Source organism: Bacteroidota bacterium (assembly GCA_019637975.1).
Taxonomy (GTDB): domain Bacteria; phylum Bacteroidota; class Ignavibacteria; order UBA10030; family UBA6906; genus CAADGV01.
The window spans coordinates 172457-189069 of record JAHBUR010000001.1; the positions used below are offsets into that span (position 1 = coordinate 172457).

Here is a 16613-nt window from a genome sequence, read left to right on the forward strand (position 1 = left end):
CAAACGTTGACAATATATCTGATTCATGTCTCAGTCTCAATCAAATAAGAATCCCGGTCGACATTTGTCAACCGGGATCGGGTTTTGGTTTGCAGTTCGATTCTACCAGATCTTGACCTGCTTGTCAGCGGTACGCACCATCGAGTCGCCACCCTTGCAGCCGAACGCCTCAAAGAACTGCGGCATGTTCGCAATCGGGCCGTTTGCCCGGAAGACGCTCGGAGAATGCGGATCCGTTACAAGACGCTGTTTCAGATTCGCGGGAGTATAATTCCGCCGCCACATTTGCGCCCACGCCAGGAAGAAACGCTGCTCCGGCGTGAACCCGTCAATCTTCTCTGTCGTCTTCCCCTGCTGCGCCTTTTTTAGGGCATGATACGCAATTGCAAGTCCGCCGAGATCGGCGATATTCTCGCCCAACGTCAGTTTTCCGTTCACTCTCAGCGTATCAATCGCGACATATTGATTGAATTGTTCCTCAACTCTCCTTGCACGCTCGATGAATCGAGTTGCATCTTCTTCCGTCCACCAATCGGAGAGATTACCTTTTGCATCAAATTGCCGGCCCTGATCGTCGAAGCCGTGCGTAATTTCATGCCCGATCACTGCGCCCATGCCGCCGTAGTTCACAGCATCGTCTGCATCGGGATCGAAGAACGGCGGCTGGAGAATTCCCGCAGGAAACACAATCTCGTTCAGTAGCGGATTATAGTACGCGTTCACAGTGGAGGGAGTCATGAACCACTCCGTCCGGTCAACGGGCTTGCCGACTTTTTCCAGCTGCCGGCGTGTTTCGAATTCATTCGCCCGATGCACGTTCAGCACGTACGCTCCGTTGTCGATCTTCAATCCGTCATACGTTTTCCATTTGTCGGTATAGCCAATCTTCGGAACAAACGAATCGAGCTTTTCAAGAGCCTTCTTTCGTGTAGCATCACTCATCCAATCGAGCGACTGAAGCCGTTCCCGGAACGCCGCCTGAAGGTTGTGCACCATTTCTAATGCACGGGCTTTGGCCTCCGGCCTGAATGTTTTTGCGGTGTACAACTGGCCGAGCGCATCACCAATCGTCCGGTCAATTGTCCGGAGAACTCTTCGCCACCGCGGCTGAAGTTCTTTTTGCCCGTTCAGCACGGTACCGTGAAAAGCAAAGTGGGCATTCACATACTTGCTGCCGAGGTACTGCGCAACCTCGTCAATCAAATGCCAGCGCAGATATGTTTTCCATTCTTTGATTGGAACGGAAGTCAGCATTGCATTGACTTCCTTCATGAATTCCGGCTGGGCAACGTTCAGCGAAGCCACGTTCCGGAGATTCATATCCTTCAAGTAAGTATCCCAGCCAAAGGAAGGAACGAGCTTCTTCAGATCACTAACGGCCATTCTGTTGTACACTTTCGAGGGATCACGTAATTCCACTCGCGTCATCGATGCGTGCGCAAGACGTGTTTCGATGGTCATTACAATCTTCGCATTCGCCTCTGCCGCTGCCTGCTTATCTCCAAGCATCCTGAAAATCTTCACCATGTAGTCGTGATATTCCTGCCGGATATTCTTGTACCGATCATCCTCCTTCACGTAGAAATCACGATCCGGTAATGTCAATCCCGCCTGATCGATGCTCGCAATAACTTCTTCACTGTTCTTGAAATCCTGCTGCGACGAAATCATAAAGAAGGGATTGCCGATGGAAAGATGGAAATGCGCTATCACTTTTTGCAGATCGGAGAGAGTGTTGATTGATTCGACCTTCCTGAATTCTTCCCGCAACGGCGCGATACCCGATACCTCTGCGGCCGCGGAATCCATACCGCTTGCATAGAAATCTCCCACGAGCTGGTACGAAGTTCCCCTCGGGGCATCCTTCTTTGCTTGTGATTCTTCAAGGATGGAGCGGAGAATCTCGTCATTGCGAACCGTCAGCTCGCTGAAACTCCCCCAATTGCTGTATGCCGCCGGAACGGGATTCCTGTCCACCCAGCCGCCGTTGGCGTAGCGGTAGAAATCCGAGCACGCCGTGACGCTCATATCCATATTTGCGGGATCGAGCGGCTTGGATTGATTGTAACCGGATTGCGCGTGAAGCGAGCCCATCATGACAAAGCATGATATGAGCATTCCTATCCGGCGTTGTACCGAAGGCATGTACTTCATAATGTGTTCCTTTGTGTGTGATGTGAATTGCCAAACGAGATGGAATGTGACCGTCTTCTGATACGTAGAGCCCGAGGAAAAGTTGACCCCGAATCCTGCCGGCTGGCGGCAAGATCAATTGTTCTTCAAGAAATCGATGACGGCGAGACGAATGTCCTTCCTCAAGTCGTTAGCGTTGGAAAGATCATGTTCCGCAACTGAAACGACATCCCGATCATCCTTATGGAAAAACTCTATTCCCGTCTCCCGCCCGGAAAAAAGAAAATCCGACACAATGACCCAATACCGGGCTTGCACCTCAATTGCTTTTCCATCAACAACCCACGTTCGTTTCGTGGAATCGAAAGCCACGCCATCGTATTGCAGGAATCCACCTCTCCCGACGTTCTTCTGACCCGCATCGAGAACCCGCTTCAGCAGACTGCCTTTCATCTCAACTTCAACCAGTTTGCCGCCGAACGGAAGCGTACGAATGATGTCGTATTGTGTGACTGTTCCTGCAAGCTGGTCATCAAGACGAATCGATCCGCTGTTGAAGATTGCAATACGGGATTTCGATGCCGACGCACGCATCGATTGCGCAATGACCAAGCCGAGATTTGTTTGACGATAGCGGATTGAGCTTTCCCGCCCGTCAAGCGGCTCACGAAGCGTCGTCACAACTTCAGCAGGATCAAATCCTCTTTCCTGAAATCCCTTATACGCCCTTGCCGTCCACTCGTGTACAATGTTCGCCGTCGACGGTTCTTCGGGAATTGTGTTGTCGATAGTCTTCACTTCCGAGAGAGTCGAAAGCAATTTCGTGGAAGCCGACCAACGGAGGCGGTGGATATATACCGTTCGAGCATTTGCATCAGCCTTTGAGATAATCGTCTCTCCCACTTTGAACATCATGTTAGTATGCTCATGTCCGCCAAGAATGAGCTTCACGTCGGGAAGCAGTTCCGCCAATTTTTTGTCCTCATCTATTGAGAGATGTGTGAGGGCGATAACAATGTCGGTTTTTGTCTTGAGATCTGCATACACCCGCTGTGCCGACTCGAAAGGATCGGTCCAGACAACAAACTGAGGCTGATTGCTCCCAATCGTCAAGCCAATAATACCAACGCGGACTTCCATCCCTGCACTGTTCTTTGCCCGAACAATGTAGGATTCCGGCAGTGGCTGCGCAACGCCATTCACTACTTTTTCGAATGGCGCGACAAATCCTTCTACCGACGGCGTGTACTGGATGTTCGACGAAATCCACGTGAATTTCGATTGGTTGATGCGATCCTGCAACACCTCGTAACCGAGATCAAACTCGTGATTGCCGAACGTGACGAAATCAACCCCGGCACTGTTCATTGCATCGATCATCTGAGCGCCATTGATGCGTTTTCCATCAAACGTCGCTGTACCAAGCGCCGAGGGGCTGATGAAATCACCCGCCAGTACAGTGAACGTATTGGGATTTTCTTTCAGCAGATTCTGCCGCACAGCAGCGACACGGGCCATGCCGCCGTACTTGCCGTTTTCAACCGGCGCAATTTCGTACACATCATTCAGTTGAAGAAACGTCAGATCAACGATGTCGCTGCTTGCAGAAAGCTTTGCCGTCTCTGCCGCCTTGTCTGCGCCCGTCCGCACACTGACACTGCATGCTGAAAAAGCAAACGATAGTATGACGACGAGAGACTTAAGGGATCTCATATGTGCTCCATTCCTTTTACTGAACAAGAACCGGTTCCCGCTCCAGCAGGATTCCGAATTTCTCAATGATGGCGGATTGTATTTCGTTTGCAAGCGACAGCAACTCCTTTGTTGTGCCACCATAGTTCACTAGCGCAAGCGTGTGATTCGCGGAGACACCGACGCCTCCCTTTCTGAACCCCTTCTGAAAGCCCGCCTTCTCAAGCAACCATGCCGCCGGAACCTTTACACCCTCACCCGACGGGAAGGTAGGCGGCGAGTCGTCAATACGGTTCATTCTGCAGCGTTCCAGGAGTTGAAGGAACTTGTCCTGCGTGAGAACCGGGTTCTTGAAAAATGAACCTGCCGATTGCGTGTTGGGATCCGCTTCATCGATAACCATTGATTTCTTTCTCCGAAGCGCAAGCACGGCACTGCGTATTGCTTCGAGCTTATCTATTCCGCCTGCGAGTTTCCCTACATCAACAGATGATGCGATAACATTCTGCAATTCTGCGTACCGGATTTCGGGCTGAACGGCAGGATCAAACCTGAACGCCACCTCTGTTATGATGAACCTGCCGCTATCTTCTTGATTGAAGCGGCTCCTGCGATACGCGAAGTTGCACTCGCTGTTTCCGAAACGGACTGTACGCAGTGAAAAACGATCAATTGCTTTCACTTCAAAGATCGTCTCTGCCACCTCCTGCCCGTACGCCCCGACATTCTGAATCGGCGTTGCCCCGGCAAGTCCGGGGATGCCGGAGAGACATTCCACACCGGCCAACCCCGACCTGATGCAGAATCTGACGAAATCATCCCACTGCTCGCCTGCGGCAACAACAATCGTGACGCTTCCCGGCTCCCGAACGAACTGAATTCCTCTTGATGCAATTTTCAGCACAAGTCCGTCAAAGCCGTCGTCGGGAAAGATCGTGTTGCTGCCACCGCCGAGTATATGGTACCGGACCTTCTTTGACTCCGCCACATGTATTGCTGCAAGAATCTCATCGGTATTCCTGCACTCGGCAAAGTAGCGGGCATTTCCCCCGAGTTTGAAGGTGGTAAGACTGGCAAGGGGAATGTTCTCGCGGAATTCCGTCATCCGGCAATCTGATTCTTTGTTTTGATGATCTCTGCGGCGATGCTAATAGCGATCTCCTCGGGGGTGTGGCTCTCTATTGGAATGCCGATCGGATTTCTGATGCGACGCAACTGCGCTTCGGAAATTCCCTCAGAAATCAAATCTTCAAGAATGTGTCTTGTTTTCGCGGCACTCCCCATTAACCCGACATACTGAACATTCTTGACAAGAATACTCTTCAGCGCCGCTTCGTCGGATTTGTACGCTGTTGTCACAACTGCAACGTACTCACGGCCCGTTCCGGAGATCAACGATCCAATCTGATCATAACGGCAATGGACTTTCTCGTGAGCATAATTGTTTGAAGCGAACGTCGGTGCATCGGCTCTGTCGTCGATTATAACCACACGGAAGTCGAGCGTCACCATGATACGCGAAAGGGCAAGCCCGACATGGCCGCTTCCCACAATAAAAACCGTATCAAGAATACCAATATTTTCGTCATATTGCCACTGCTTCTCATTCGCAAAGGAGAATACCGAGTCCGGTCCTCTTCTTCTCTTGCTGTGACACGTGAACTCCAAAGGAGTAACCGTCAGGTTTGCACAGTCGTGTTTCTCGAATGTGCGAACGATTTCGCTGACAGCCCCGAGATTCCCGGACGACAACGGTTTGAGGAGAATTGTTTGCGATCCTGAACAGATGAGACCTGAAGACTCGTGCGTTGTCTCCTTCGAATGGAACAGTTGTCGCACCGTTGGTGTCGTGTTGCCGGCTGCCAGGCGCCGCTGCGACTCTTCGATCAAGGCAAGTTCCATTACGCCGCCTCCGATGGTTCCTCGTCGATCGCCATTCGCGACAACAACCATCTTGAATCCCGCCCGACCCGGCGACGAGCCATGACTTTCAACGACGATCAAGAGCATCGCGGGAATATGATTGCTCAAGTACGTGCTGACGAATGTCCAGAATTCTTTTTCTCTCATAGTTGGTGAAAGCGCATTCGATTTGTGGCTATACGGCTATTTGATAGTAACGAGGATTTTGTTTAGTTTCCATCAGAATCTTGATGATTTCCCACCACCAACAAGGACCTTCCGTGAGGAGTGACGATGCGTTCGTCCATTTCATTTGTACTTGATGGCAAGGTTGTTACCGAGGATTTCTCAAAACCGTCCGTTACTCCCACAACAACTGTTCTGAATTACCTCCGTTCACTACCAACACATAGAGGTGTAAAAGAAGGGTGCGCTGAAGGCGACTGCGGCGCGTGTACTGTTGTCCTTGGAGAATGCGCTGCAAATAATACGATCCGCTACAAGGCGGTGGATTCGTGCCTTGTGTTCCTGCCGATGATTCACGGAAAACAACTGATTACCGTTGAGAATCTGAAGACTGACGCCGTATTGCATCCCGTGCAACAAGCGATGGTTGACACCGGAGGCAGCCAGTGCGGCTATTGTACCCCGGGTATCGTCATGTCGTTGTTTGCGTTGTACAAGAATCACGACCATCCTGATCGGGATGTTATTGATGACGCGCTTACGGGAAACCTCTGCCGCTGTACGGGCTACAAACCGATTGTAGAGGCTGCAGCACGTTCCTGTGTTCATCAGGAAATTGACCCTTCGTCGAAAGACGAAAACCGAATTGCCGGATTGTTGCAAAGCATTCCGCGACATTCCGCATACATTCAAACAGTCCATACCACATACTATCAGCCTCGCACGCTTCTTGAGGCACTCACGCTGAAGCATCAACATCCCGAAGCAATCGTCATCGGCGGCTCAACCGATGTGGCATTGCGCGTGACAAAAAATCATGAAGAGTTGAGACAATTGCTGGATGTTTCATTAGTGGATGAACTCCATACGATTGACAATTCTGACGGATACCCGTCGATCGGAGCGGGGGTTGTTCTCAGCGATGTTCGGCCCGCTGTCGAAGGAGAGTTTCCGGCCCTCGCCGACATGTTGACAGTGTTTGGTTCGCTTCAAATCAAAAATCTTGCGACACTCGGGGGAAATATCGGTTCTGCATCCCCTATTGGGGATACGCTGTCGGCGCTGATGCCCTACGATGCCCGGGTTGTGCTGGAAAGTGTATCAGGGCGACGGGAAGTGGAGTTGAACCAGTTCGTTACAGGCTACCGAAAAACCGTCCGCAAGCCTGACGAGTTGATTGTGGAGATTGTTCTTCCGAAACCAAAACACCATAGCGTTGTGAAGTGGTACAAAGTGTCCAAGCGAAAAGATCTCGATATCTCCACCGTCAGCGGGGGATTCCGAATCGACTTTGGCGAAAGGAATCGGATTCATCATGCCACGCTGGTGTTCGGAGGCATGGCTGAGCGTGTGAAGCGATCATCAACCGCCGAAGCCTTCCTGCAGGGCAAGCTCTGGACAAGGGAAACCGTCGAAGCAGCAATGCCTTTGATTGACAACGATTTCACTCCAATTTCGGATGCGCGGGGCAGCGCCGAATTTCGCCGCGTTGCAGCACGAAACCTCTTATTGAAATTCTGGGATGATACAAGAAATGGAACGAACGGTGCCGCGGCATAAACACCGGCATGAACCGGCTAACAACGTCGTGCCTCATGAATCTGCTTCGAAGCACGTCACCGGTGAAGCAGTGTACGTCGATGACATTCCTGTGAACGGACAACTCCTCGTTGGACGAGTTGTGTATTCGCAGCATGCACATGCAAGAATCACCTCATTCGACCTTTCGGACGCACGATGTGTTCCCGGTGTTCATGCTGTACTTTCGTACAACGATATTCCCGGACACAATCAGATGGGACCGGTCGTCAAGGATGAGGTTTGTCTTGCTGAAGGTGAAGTCATGTGCATCGGGCAAGCGATGTTTCTGATTGCAGCGGAAACAGACGAACAGGCACGCGAAGCTGAACGACTAATCCGGATTGAGTACGAACATCTTTCCACGATCCTCACCATTGACGAAGCAATTGCACACAATAGCTTTCTCGGCCCACCCCGGACAATGCAACGAGGCAATCCTGATCACGAGATGCAAAATGCTCAACATCGCCTCAGAGGAGAACTCAGAACCGGAGCGCAAGAACATTGGTATCTCGAATCGCAGGTTTGTCTCTGCATTCCGGGTGAAGAAAAAGAGATGAACGTCTTCTCTTCAACGCAACATCCCTCTGAAACTCAGGCGCTGATTGCCGAAGTTCTCGGCATCCCTAAAAACGAAGTGGTTGTGGAGACTCGCCGCATGGGGGGAGCATTTGGCGGAAAAGAGACTCAGGCAAACCATACCGCGTGCTGGACTGCGCTGCTGTGCAATGCAACCCGGCGTCCGGTGAAGATCCGTCTCTTCCGTGATGATGATATGAAGATGACGGGAAAGCGGCATCGGTTTCTTTCGCGGTATGAAGTTGGATTTGATGATGAAGGAAATTTGCTTGCAGTCAACATCGAGTTGAACAGCGACGGCGGCTGTGCAACGGATCTTTCCTTCGCCATCATGGAGCGGGCAATGCTGCATGTCGACAATGCTTACTTCATTCCGAACGTCCACGTGTTAGCCCGTGTCTGCAAGACGAACCTTCCGTCCAATACCGCATTCCGGGGGTTCGGCGGCCCTCAGGGCATGGCGGTTATCGAACATATCATGGACCGAGTTGCCCGGTTCCTGCACGCAGACCCGATTAAGATCAGGCGCAGGAATTTTTACGGCATCGATTCGCGGAATGTAACGCATTACGGCCAGACGGTTGAACACAACCGGCTTCACATCATATACGAGCAACTCGTAACCTCGTCGGAATATTATGAGCGCAGAAAGACAATTGCCGCGTTCAACTCTTCTAGCGAGTTTGCGAAGAAAGGCATTGCCCTGACTCCGGTGAAGTTTGGAATCTCCTTCACAACAACGTTTCTCAATCAAGCGGGGGCACTTGTCAACATCTATAAGGACGGAACAATCCTGGTCAACCATGGCGGCACAGAAATGGGACAAGGGCTGCACACAAAAATGCAGCAAGTCGCCGCCGCCGAGTTCGGAGTCAGCCTTGACAACGTGAAAGTGAGCGCTACCAACACGTCGAAAGTACCGAACACGTCTGCAACAGCCGCCTCGGCAGGAACTGATCTGAACGGCATGGCAGTGAAGAATGCAGTCGATACGTTGAAATCCCGCATTGCGGAGTCGCTAGCGCAATATTGGTCAGAGCAGAACCCCGATACTCCAACGTCGCCGCATTCTGTATGTTTTGAGAATGATTTGATATTCGATAGCGAACACCCTGCCCGACGGATTTCGTTCGCCGATGCAATGCCGTTGATGAACCTCCGCCAAGTGAGTCTGAGTGCAACGGGCTTTTACAGAACGCCGAACATCGGGTGGGAGAAGCAGAAAGGGTTGGGAAAGCCATTCCACTACTACGCGTTTGGAATGGCGTGCACTGAGGTGCTGGTTGACACGCTCACCGGCCACCACACGATTTTGCGAACAGACATTCTGCACGATGTTGGCGATTCCCTCAACCCGCAAATCGATCTTGGCCAGGTGGAAGGCGGATACATTCAAGGAAACGGCTGGGTGACAACGGAGGAAATCAAGTGGGACGACAAGGGTATCCTGCTGACTCATTCGCCTGATACGTACAAGATTCCTTCAGTACGGGATATTCCGAAGGACTTCAGGGTTCATTTGCTTCAGAACGTCCCCAATCCGAACACGATCCGCAAAAGCAAAGCGGTTGCCGAGCCGCCGTTCATGCTGGCGCTTTCAACATGGCTGGCGATCAAGGATGCTGTCTCGGCAGTCGGTCATCACAAGTTCGAACCTGAGTTTTCGCTGCCTGCGACCAACGAAGTAATTGTGCTTGCAACCGAGAATCTGAAGAGAAGATTGCGGGAGACCTCGCCCGCCGAAGTGCCTCTACGTTAGGAACCGGTTCGGGACCCTCAACTCCCCCGATATGTCGAGTACCCGAACGGACTCAAGAGCAAGGGCACGTGGTAGTGACCTCCATTTTTTACTGCAAACTCCACAACAACTCTCGTGTAGAAACTATCCCGATTCATGAGTCTAAAATACTCCGCGGTAAGGAACGTAATCCGGTAGATTCCGACGGCAAGATGAAAATCTTCGGGCAGCAAATCGGCAACCCGGCCATCGCTATTTGAGACGCCGCGGCCGAGTTCATTCCATGCACCATCCACCTGCTTCATCTCCAACACGACCGGAATGCCTTCTGCGGGCCTTCCGAGTGCAGTATCAAGAATATGGGTTGTGACAGGACTCCTCATTTCTTCTCCTTTTCTATCGCAATACCGAGAGCTGTGCATGCCTTCGGTTCGATGAGTTCCCCCCAATACTTGTATTGAACACCTGAAGGATGAAGTCCGTCGGACGCGATAAGTTCAGGATACCGTTCAACTTCACGTGAGAGTGGAGTAATGTCAACGTATTGAACTCCCGCCCGAACGGATTCTTCCCAATTTATAGCATTAAACATGTCTATCTCTTTCGCAATCTTCATTCGATCTCTTCCTTCAGCAAACGGCATTACGCCCCAGTCGGGAATCGACACCACAACAACATGTGATGCCTCGCCGTTTGCGAACCGTATTGCACGTTGCAGCAGTTGTTTAAATTCACCCCGATACTCATCCGCACTTCTGCCACGATATTGATTGTTGACGCCGATAAGCAACGTAACAAGATCGAACGGCCCGCGGGAGTCACTTGTATCAATTGCAGCGCTCAACTCGTCCGTCGTCCAACCCGTACGGGCAACAATCACCGGGTCGGCAATGGAAACATTTCGCTTCCTGAGACTTGAAACGAGTTGCACGGGCCAGCGTTCGGTTTCTGCAACTGCTTCACCGATTGTGTATGAATCGCCGAGGGCGAGAAATGTTCGGGTCTGATGGTTCATTGAATTCCGCTCGTTGTCATTTTGGGAGAATGCAAGTGAACTGAGTGCTGAGAGAATGCCAAGGCAAGCGATGAAGCTCATTGTACCTCATTGAAGAATGCAGCGAGCTTGCTTTCATCGAGTACGCCATCCGTTCGGACACCGCTGCACAGATCGACGGCAAACGGGCGAACTTCTCTTATTGCCTCGGCGACATTCTCAGCTTTCAAGCCACCCGCGAGATAAACTGGTATTCTCACCGATTCCACAATCTGTTTGCTGAGATTCCAATCGTGTGTGCGGCCCGTACCGCCGAGTTCTTTCACAGGAAGAGATTGATTCCCTGAGTCCAACAGGATTGCATCCACAAATTCCGACACCGCTATCGCTTCAACAATGGATTCCTCTCCCGTTACATGCACGACTTGCACGAGCCCGATGCCGGGCAATTCCCTCCGGAGTTCTTGATATACATGAACGGAAATCCTGTCAACCAACTGCAGGGTATTCGTCCGGCAGCGCCGGTGTTGCTTGATGATCGAATCAGCGTCCTGCTTCGATGTCAGCAAAAATGAAGCTACGCCGGGCGGAATCACAGCGGCTATGTCGGCGATCAATTCCTCGGGGATGGGGCCGGGGCCGCTCGGCATCGCAGACACGAGTCCCAACGCTGATGCCCCGTAACGGATGGCAAGCCGGGCTTCCTCAATACTGCTGATACAGCAGATCTTGACTCTTGTTTTCATCCTGTCACCTGTTGACATTTTTCCTCCACCGGCTTGATTTTATGAAACCCGGAATGCTGTACAAAATCGTCTGATGAATCACTCGCCGAATGCTATGCCGTTCTTCTCCCATCTAATATCCTGAGAAACGACCTGCTGCGCAGCTCTTCAAGCGTCAAGCCGGTAGCCGATGCTTCTTCCTCGGTGATTGCCCTGCAACTCATCCCGCGCAAGAAATAATTCAACAACCCTTGCCCCGTCGCTGCATCATCAAATACATCGCCGATGAGCGTGGCCTGCGCTGCTTTTTCCATGAACGATCTGAGTCTCAATGTTGCAAGATCGAGCCCTTCGAGGAAGAACGCATACACCGCCGCGTAGCGAACACACAACTGCGCCGGATGCAGATCCCATCCCTGATAGAAACCGTGCTTCAGTGAGTGCATTGTATCATCGAACGCATGTTTCCAGGCACGATGAACAGCCGCGTTATTCTCGGCAAGTTGTCGTGCCGATAGCTTCTTCCCCTTCGCTGCACGATGCGGCCCGACAGGCATGATGTTCGTTGCGCCGTCGGAGATGTTGATACCGGTCTGGGCAAGCGCCACTTTCATTATGTGACGGGCAAAGTCGCACGCAGGGTGGCGCATGGATTGGTGTGCTGCCGTGATTTCGCAGAGCGCCGTGTAATCGTACACGCCGAAATGCATCCCGACAATTCGACCCTTACCGGCGAGGGCAAGCAACGGAATGTGAGATTCGCCGTTCGCATTGAAGATGGACTGAGGCGTTTCAATCATCAACTCCAACCTCAAAGAACCGGAATCGAGGCCGGTTGTGCGTTCAAGAATATTGCAAAGTTCGACAACAGCCGTAACGTGTTGCGGAATAGTGACTTTCGGAATCGTGATAACGAAGTGTGCGGGAAGTATGCCACCGGTTTCTGCGAGAAGGGTCGTGACAAAAATATTCGTCGTCCGGAGGCTGCGCGCTTTTAGTTCCTCCGTCATCGGCTTAATGCGTATGCCGATGAACGGAGGGAGGGTTCGCTCACGCATGCCGCGTGCAACTTCCTTTGCAGTGAACGCGGCATGGCTATCTTCCTCGTTGTCAAGGCGATTACCGTAGCCATCCTCAAAATCAATCCTGAAATCTTCAACAGGTTCAGATTTCAGTTTTTCAATGATGCGGTTGTAGATGGTGAATGCAAGCCAGGCAGCGCGGCGTTGTGTTTTTGCCATGGCGGAATTTCTCTTGAGCATGCCGGTGAGTGCTGCAATGTGCCTTGCAGATTTCGGAAATGACTCAAAGCCCGGCAACTGAATCGCCCGGGCAAACGCAACAAAATCCGGAGCATTCTCAAGAAAAGCACGCAACCCGACTTCGCCCAACTTTTTTGCCGTGTCCGACTTGAAGATTTGCGCACCGCCGTACACGGTGTGAACCGGTTGGCGTAACCCCGTATCGCCGGGATACCGCGCAGCAAACGCATAGTTTGCTTCACGAAGGTTGGAGAGAATGTCGTCAGCCTCAATGAGGCGCTGTTCGTGTGATTGCATGCGATCAGTACTGCAGAAGATGAATGTAGATATGTTTACGATTCAACCGAGAACAGTTTTTGTAACCGGAGCCTCGTGATGCTTGCCTGTTCGGAGGCAGCAATCAGAATTTCCTTATCAGGAGGATTGGACATTCGACGATTGAGAATTGCCAGCATTTCATTTGCAGATTTCCCTGTTGCGCAAACGATGAAGATATAGCCAAACTTCACTTCGTATTGTTGATTTCCATCAGCTAAACTCCTGAGAATGTTCTCGCTCGCTGTCGCAACGCTGGCTTGTTCACTTGAGGCCCAGCGTGCAGTAGACGAGAGTTGTTTTTGCAGGCTCGTCACGTCGCCGATCTTCGGATGACGGGCAAATGCTTCCTTCCAATCCGATTCTGAGAGACTCTGCCAAATCTCATCTGCAGCGGCAAGCACTTGATCCTGCGTCGAAAAGGGGCGGCATTCAGCCATTTGCTTCACCCAACGGGTTGAGCCGCAGCAACGGCGAAGTTCGTCCATTGCTGTCGCAGTACTGAGACTGTTCAATTCTCGCAGAGTCATGCTTCAGTCATTCGGAAGCAAGATATCCCAACACTCGCATTCTGCTGACGCCGCCATCAGGATAGACATTCAGCCGAACATGCGTACAACGGTCAACCGGCTTCAATTCCTTTTCGAAGAGATGCTGCGTATCCGCGTGCAACCCGGTTTGAGGAAGAATCTCCTTCCATTGAAATTGATGCCAACTCAATGCATCAACCGTTGAACCAGGGGCACTCAATGCATCGATGGAGCAACTGTCGGGATAGTTACCTTTGAAATGGCCGGTATCCACCTCGATCCTTTGAATTCTCCCTAATGCGCCCAGTTGAAGAATAGCCCAATCGTGACCAAGGCCGCGACGGCGCTTTGTTTCCCAGCCGTCTCCCATATTGACTGCCCGTCCTGGCATGATAAGATTTTCCTTGTTGCCGAAAAACATATCGCTTGCAGCTACAACTTTTCCGCCTGAGCCGATGTATGCAAGGTCAATCAGTCCCTCTTGCTTCAAGCTATTCCAATCAGGAACAACATTTCCATAAATTCTCAGCCGTGCGACACCGCCGTCGGGAAAAATGTTGAGACGAACATGAGTCCACACCATCTGGTCTGCAACTGAAAAAAGATTCTGGGTACCGGGGCGTAGTGGCGACTTCGGTAAAATTACAGACCATTGTGTTTCGGGTCCCGGCAACGGGCCGTTCGATGCATCGCCTATGATGCTGCATGCTTCAATTGACGCATAGGCGGGATTGTTTCCGAGAAAATGATTCGTGTCGATATCGACGCCTTTGATAATCCCGCTAAATCCAAGCTTGACAATACACCAGTCATGCCCCGGGGTACGCTTTCGACGTGATTCCCACCCGTCCATCCATTTGCCGCGATCGGTGTACTTGTCCGGAATAAAAATCCCGCGACCGGGCTTCAGAAGGTTTTCCTTTTCGGCGAAGAACTCATCACTCGCGATGAGAGCCTTGCCGCCCAATCGCTCGGAAGCAAGATCGGTAAAGCCGGAGAAAGCGGCTGCGGTTTCATTCTCTGAAGACATCGAAATCTGGAGAATTTGGGATTATGAGGCGATGGACTATGCGTTACGTGAAAGAACTCTGCCAGCCGCTACTGAAAATCTCCCCTCTTCAAATACTTTGGTACCCCGAACGTATGTTGCCAGCACGTTGCCGTACAAGGTTCGTCCCTCGTACGGAGTTACTTTGTGACGGTGATGAAGTAACGAGGGCCCGACAGAAAATGATTCATCCGGATTCCATACAACAAAATCGGCATCATACCCCGGTGCGATTCTGCCTTTCCTGCCTTCAAGCCCGACGAGTGTTGCCGGATTTGCCGACATCAACCTGCTAATATCAGAAATCGAAAATCCTCTTCCACGCATTTCCGTCCACATAATTGAAAGGCCGAATTGAAGGGATGCTATTCCACCCCATGCCTTCATGAAATCGCCAGCTTCCATCACCTTCATTGCGGGAGGACAAGGCGAATGATCCGATGCAATGAAATCTATGACGCCTTCACGCAACGCCTCCCAGAGTTTGTCGTTGTTCTCCATCTCGCGAATAGGCGGAGCACATTTGAACTGCGTAGCTCCCTCAGGAATCTCCTCTGCAGAGAATGTGAGATAATGGGGACACGTTTCCGCTGTTATCTTCACGCCACATGATTTCGCTTCCCGCAACACGGGAACAACTTCTGATGAAGATAAGTGAACAATGTGTACTCTGCAACCGATTTCTTCGGAAAGGCGAATCAACATGGAAATGGCATCATTCTCCCAACGCTTTGGTCGGGAATTGAGATATGCGGCGTAACTTCGTGAATGCCGAGGCGCAGCTTGAAGAGGCAAAGTCTGCAACTCTGCATGAACAAGAAGTGGCAAGCCGGCCTTTGCTATTACCGGCATTGCGGCGCGTAGGTTCTCTTCCGATGTCGGAGGGAATTCATCAATCCCCGAATCGATAAGAAAGGTCTTTACTCCAAGCACGCCCGATCCCGCCAAAGACTCCATCAACGACGCATTGCCGGGGACAAGTCCTCCGTGAAATCCGCAATCTACATGCAACTTTCCTTGGGCAGCGCTCAATTTCCTTTCAAGAGCATCGACCGTTGTCGTAACCGGAGAGCTATTTAACGGCATGTCAACAAGCGTGGTTATTCCCCCCGCGGCAGCGGCTCTTGTTGCGCTTTCAAATCCTTCCCATTCAGTCCGTCCGGGCTCGTTAATGTGAACGTGAGGATCAACAAGTCCGGGAGCAACAACCACATCACTAACATCTTTGACATCGGCACCGGAAGGGATTTCGCCCGGATTGATGATATCGCTAATTCTGCCGTCATTCACGATGATTGCGGCATCGCGCATACCATCAGGAGTGATAATGCGCCGGGACCGTAAGATGAACATCTGCTTGTTGGTAAATGATATGATATGAATTGGAGGCAGAATTCAACCTCTGCCTCCGCTTCAGGTTGGAGTACATCGGATCGGAAGAAATGCGCTACATGTCGCCCGTTCTTCCGCGGCGGCGCTGTTGGGATTCACGGACTGCCTCGCGCAATTCCTTTTCAAACCTGCGCTCGAAGAGCAGCAACTTTGCCTGCTGCTCAGCCGTGAGTAAATCGCCGAGTCCGTTGAAGAACTTCTGCCTCTCTTCCCCGATTTGTCTGTTGAGAGACTCGACTTCAGGGAAGAGTTTCTCGTACTCTTTTGCATCCGCCTTGTTGCGAATGAGGCGCTCGATCTTGTCGAGTACTTCATCGCGTTGCTTCTCCAGTGCACGCCGGTTGGTTTCCATCTCGGTGTGACGGGCGAAGAAGCGAACGGATTGTTCCTCTTTCAACTCCAACATCTCCACCATGCGCATTTTTTTGAACCGTTCAATTCGCTCAAATCCGGGTCCGCCCATGGGAGGCTGGGCATAGACGAATGTTGTGCAGAACAATAGGATGAATGTTGCGGATAGAGTTCTCATACTCGAT

The 16613-nt window shown here is 51.5% G+C and carries 14 protein-coding genes; 2 read left to right on the plus strand and 12 right to left on the minus strand.

Translation table 11 applies throughout. From position 1 onward, the window contains the following. Positions 1-102 precede the first annotated feature (102 nt). The 4 genes from KF749_00730 to KF749_00745 all read right to left on the minus strand — a co-directional run bounded on the left by KF749_00730 (position 103) and on the right by KF749_00745 (position 5895). On the minus strand, positions 103-2118 hold the full coding sequence (locus KF749_00730) for a M13 family metallopeptidase (GenBank protein MBX2989670.1): 2016 nt from the start codon (positions 2116-2118) through the stop codon (positions 103-105). Between the two features lie 150 nt (positions 2119-2268). Further along, positions 2269-3846, minus strand: a complete 1578-nt coding sequence (locus tag KF749_00735; GenBank protein ID MBX2989671.1) for a bifunctional metallophosphatase/5'-nucleotidase — start codon at positions 3844-3846, stop codon at positions 2269-2271. Between the two features lie 16 nt (positions 3847-3862). Further along, positions 3863-4930, minus strand: coding sequence for a UDP-N-acetylmuramate dehydrogenase (locus KF749_00740; protein MBX2989672.1), 1068 nt, complete (start codon positions 4928-4930; stop codon positions 3863-3865). Continuing rightward, complete coding sequence (locus tag KF749_00745) at positions 4927-5895, minus strand: XdhC family protein (protein MBX2989673.1); 969 nt, start codon at positions 5893-5895, stop codon at positions 4927-4929. The genes KF749_00740 and KF749_00745 overlap by 4 nt, the downstream gene beginning before the upstream one ends. A 126-nt stretch (positions 5896-6021) precedes the next feature. Here KF749_00745 and xdhA point away from each other — a divergent pair, with 126 nt between their 5' ends. After that, on the plus strand, positions 6022-7473 hold the full coding sequence (xdhA, locus tag KF749_00750; protein MBX2989674.1) for a xanthine dehydrogenase small subunit: 1452 nt from the start codon (positions 6022-6024) through the stop codon (positions 7471-7473). Further along, positions 7448-9832, plus strand: coding sequence for a xanthine dehydrogenase molybdopterin binding subunit (xdhB, locus tag KF749_00755; protein MBX2989675.1), 2385 nt, complete (start codon positions 7448-7450; stop codon positions 9830-9832). The genes xdhA and xdhB overlap by 26 nt, the downstream gene beginning before the upstream one ends. Before the next feature lie 17 nt (positions 9833-9849). Here the strand turns inward: xdhB and uraH are convergent, their stop codons facing one another. The 8 genes from uraH to KF749_00795 all read right to left on the minus strand — a co-directional run bounded on the left by uraH (position 9850) and on the right by KF749_00795 (position 16606). Continuing rightward, positions 9850-10194 (minus strand): hydroxyisourate hydrolase, encoded by a 345-nt coding sequence (gene uraH / locus KF749_00760; protein MBX2989676.1) that lies wholly within the window; start codon positions 10192-10194, stop codon positions 9850-9852. After that, complete coding sequence (locus tag KF749_00765; GenBank protein MBX2989677.1) at positions 10191-10826, minus strand: SGNH/GDSL hydrolase family protein; 636 nt, start codon at positions 10824-10826, stop codon at positions 10191-10193. The genes uraH and KF749_00765 overlap by 4 nt, the downstream gene beginning before the upstream one ends. Positions 10827-10903: 77 nt before the next feature. Next, positions 10904-11551: a phosphoribosylanthranilate isomerase gene (locus KF749_00770; GenBank protein ID MBX2989678.1), complete on the minus strand. Its 648-nt coding sequence runs from the start codon at positions 11549-11551 to the stop codon at positions 10904-10906. A gap of 92 nt (positions 11552-11643) precedes the next feature. Continuing rightward, positions 11644-13089 (minus strand): phosphoenolpyruvate kinase, encoded by a 1446-nt coding sequence (locus KF749_00775; protein ID MBX2989679.1) that lies wholly within the window; start codon positions 13087-13089, stop codon positions 11644-11646. 35 nt (positions 13090-13124) lie between these two features. Next, positions 13125-13637 (minus strand): 2-oxo-4-hydroxy-4-carboxy-5-ureidoimidazoline decarboxylase, encoded by a 513-nt coding sequence (gene uraD / locus KF749_00780; GenBank protein ID MBX2989680.1) that lies wholly within the window; start codon positions 13635-13637, stop codon positions 13125-13127. Between the two features lie 7 nt (positions 13638-13644). Further along, positions 13645-14667, minus strand: a complete 1023-nt coding sequence (gene alc, locus KF749_00785) for an allantoicase (protein MBX2989681.1) — start codon at positions 14665-14667, stop codon at positions 13645-13647. A 36-nt stretch (positions 14668-14703) separates the two neighbouring features. Further along, positions 14704-16038 (minus strand): allantoinase AllB, encoded by a 1335-nt coding sequence (gene allB / locus KF749_00790; protein MBX2989682.1) that lies wholly within the window; start codon positions 16036-16038, stop codon positions 14704-14706. 94 nt (positions 16039-16132) lie between these two features. Further along, positions 16133-16606: a hypothetical protein gene (locus KF749_00795; protein MBX2989683.1), complete on the minus strand. Its 474-nt coding sequence runs from the start codon at positions 16604-16606 to the stop codon at positions 16133-16135. Between the last annotated feature and the right edge of the window lie 7 nt (positions 16607-16613).

What these genes read in the sequence shown, in the direction of transcription:
- KF749_00730 (MBX2989670.1), bottom strand. Translation starts at nt 2,118, where the DNA reads ATGCTCATATCATGCTTTGTCATGATGGGCTCGCTTCACGCGCAATCC.
- KF749_00735 (MBX2989671.1), bottom strand. Translation starts at nt 3,846, where the DNA reads ATGAGATCCCTTAAGTCTCTCGTCGTCATACTATCGTTTGCTTTTTCA.
- KF749_00740 (MBX2989672.1), bottom strand. Translation starts at nt 4,930, where the DNA reads ATGACGGAATTCCGCGAGAACATTCCCCTTGCCAGTCTTACCACCTTC.
- KF749_00745 (MBX2989673.1), bottom strand. Translation starts at nt 5,895, where the DNA reads ATGAGAGAAAAAGAATTCTGGACATTCGTCAGCACGTACTTGAGCAAT.
- xdhA (MBX2989674.1), top strand. Translation starts at nt 6,022, where the DNA reads ATGCGTTCGTCCATTTCATTTGTACTTGATGGCAAGGTTGTTACCGAG.
- xdhB (MBX2989675.1), top strand. Translation starts at nt 7,448, where the DNA reads ATGGAACGAACGGTGCCGCGGCATAAACACCGGCATGAACCGGCTAAC.
- uraH (MBX2989676.1), bottom strand. Translation starts at nt 10,194, where the DNA reads ATGAGGAGTCCTGTCACAACCCATATTCTTGATACTGCACTCGGAAGG.
- KF749_00765 (MBX2989677.1), bottom strand. Translation starts at nt 10,826, where the DNA reads ATGAACCATCAGACCCGAACATTTCTCGCCCTCGGCGATTCATACACA.
- KF749_00770 (MBX2989678.1), bottom strand. Translation starts at nt 11,551, where the DNA reads ATGAAAACAAGAGTCAAGATCTGCTGTATCAGCAGTATTGAGGAAGCC.
- KF749_00775 (MBX2989679.1), bottom strand. Translation starts at nt 13,089, where the DNA reads ATGCAATCACACGAACAGCGCCTCATTGAGGCTGACGACATTCTCTCC.
- uraD (MBX2989680.1), bottom strand. Translation starts at nt 13,637, where the DNA reads ATGACTCTGCGAGAATTGAACAGTCTCAGTACTGCGACAGCAATGGAC.
- alc (MBX2989681.1), bottom strand. Translation starts at nt 14,667, where the DNA reads ATGTCTTCAGAGAATGAAACCGCAGCCGCTTTCTCCGGCTTTACCGAT.
- allB (MBX2989682.1), bottom strand. Translation starts at nt 16,038, where the DNA reads ATGTTCATCTTACGGTCCCGGCGCATTATCACTCCTGATGGTATGCGC.
- KF749_00795 (MBX2989683.1), bottom strand. Translation starts at nt 16,606, where the DNA reads ATGAGAACTCTATCCGCAACATTCATCCTATTGTTCTGCACAACATTC.